General features: G+C 64.7%; 1 protein-coding gene, 1 tRNA gene and 1 pseudogene. 1 reads left to right on the top strand and 2 read right to left on the bottom strand.

Annotation, left to right across the window (positions count from 1 at the left end; all coding sequences use genetic code 11):
- On the bottom strand, window positions 1-673 hold a 673-nt coding region (locus I0Q12_RS34450; RefSeq protein WP_231611771.1), incomplete at its 3' end, for a DUF3662 domain-containing protein.
- Between the two features lie 203 nt (window positions 674-876).
- Here I0Q12_RS34450 and I0Q12_RS30840 point away from each other — a divergent pair.
- A tRNA-Leu gene (locus I0Q12_RS30840) sits at window positions 877-959 on the top strand.
- A gap of 218 nt (window positions 960-1,177) precedes the next feature.
- Here the strand turns inward: I0Q12_RS30840 and I0Q12_RS30835 are convergent.
- Window positions 1,178-1,539, bottom strand: a pseudogene (locus tag I0Q12_RS30835) (MBL fold metallo-hydrolase); the annotation flags it as partial.

The following is a 1,539-nucleotide window of genomic DNA, read 5'->3' as shown; positions in this document are numbered from 1 at the left end:
CGCCCTGCTGGCCGTAACCCTGCTGGTCGTAGCCCTGATCGGCGTAACCCTGGTCGTAACCCGCGGCACCGGCGGGCTGGCCGTAGCCGCCCTGCTGGCCGTAACCCTGCGCGTAGCGCTGCTCCTGACCGACGTGCGCGTGACCGTTGCGCGCGTACTGCGGCTCCGCGCGATCGGCGGGCTCGCGGCCGGGTTCGTAGCCGGGGTTTTGCGTCATGGGGGCAACTCCTGGGTCGGGTTTCACGGTCGGGCGATTCTGGGGCGAACGCGAGGCCGGGGCGCGCGCCGGTGAGCGCCCGGTATCGGGATCGACCGAGCCGCGAGTGCGGTACTGCCCTGTGTGCAGCGCCGACGACGACTCGAAGGCAACATTGATCTCACCGTAGGTCTGCCACCCTTGTTCGCGAATGAAGTCCTCAAGGTGACGGGAGAATGCCTTCACCGTCAAGTCCCTGTCTGCTGCCAGGGCCTCATGATCGGATTCGCTGATGGTGATGACGTACTTGTTCGGTGCGAGCATGAGCCCACGATCGAGCTGCTGGACACCATCCGTCGCTTCCTGTTGAAGCGCGGCTTCGACCTCTTGGGGGACCACACCGCCTCCGAAGACGCGCGCGAACGCGTCGCCGATTGCGGCTTGAAGCTTGCGTTCGAAACGCTGCGCGATACCCATGGCGGCCCCCTTCCCAGGTCTGTGCGTGTCGCGATGCAGTTCTCGCCCCTGCATGGTATCGACTTTTCGTCCGATCCGGCTCGGAGGATCGTGAGCGATTGTCCAACTCGGTACCGAACCCTGTCGTTGGACCCCGAGAAACCCGCCTTGACCAGGCGAATCGTTATATCCGGGGATGATGTGTTACTGTTCTCCAGTCGCTCGGGCGAGTGGCGGAATGGCAGACGCGCTGGCTTCAGGTGCCAGTGTCCTTCGGGACGTGGGGGTTCAAGTCCCCCTTCGCCCACAGAGAGCAGTTCCACGAACTGCACAGAACGAGGTCACGAACTCGAAAGAGGTCGTGACCTCGTTTTCGTATGTGCGGTCGATAGCGGCTCGATTCCGATCGGCCGTTCGATATCGATCCGGCAATCGACGCGGTGAGTGCGAATTCGCTCACGCTGCAGTGTGGGCGAATTCCGAATCGCGCCGTGGATCGAGCGCGACAGCAATTGCGGGTCGGTGTCACCTCGTCGTCAGGTCGAACGCCAGCAGAGAGGGGCGCAGATAGTCCGTCGGATCGACGAGCATGCGCACCTCGGGTGAATTCGGCAGGCTCGCCACCGCCTCGCGCAACCGCGGCTCGTACGCGGCGGCGGGCGCGGAGACGGGTGGGAGCCAGTTGTCGTGATGAGAGGGAACGAATACGGACGGGCGCAGCGCCCGGATGTAGTCGAGCGTGTCGCCGAGGCCGTTCGTGTACTGGTTGTAGCCCTGGATCGACCCGATCTGCACCGATGAGGCGGGCAACTGCCGCAGGGTGTCGAGGACCTGCGGTGCGTCTGTGACGAGCGGCCCCGAACTGTCGTGCCAGGTGAGCACGAAGC

The sequence above is a fragment of the Rhodococcus sp. CX genome (assembly GCF_015865005.1).
GTDB lineage: Bacteria > Actinomycetota > Actinomycetes > Mycobacteriales > Mycobacteriaceae > Rhodococcus.
Note: the sequence above shows the minus strand (reverse complement) of the source record. Positions and strands in the feature narration are given on the sequence as shown.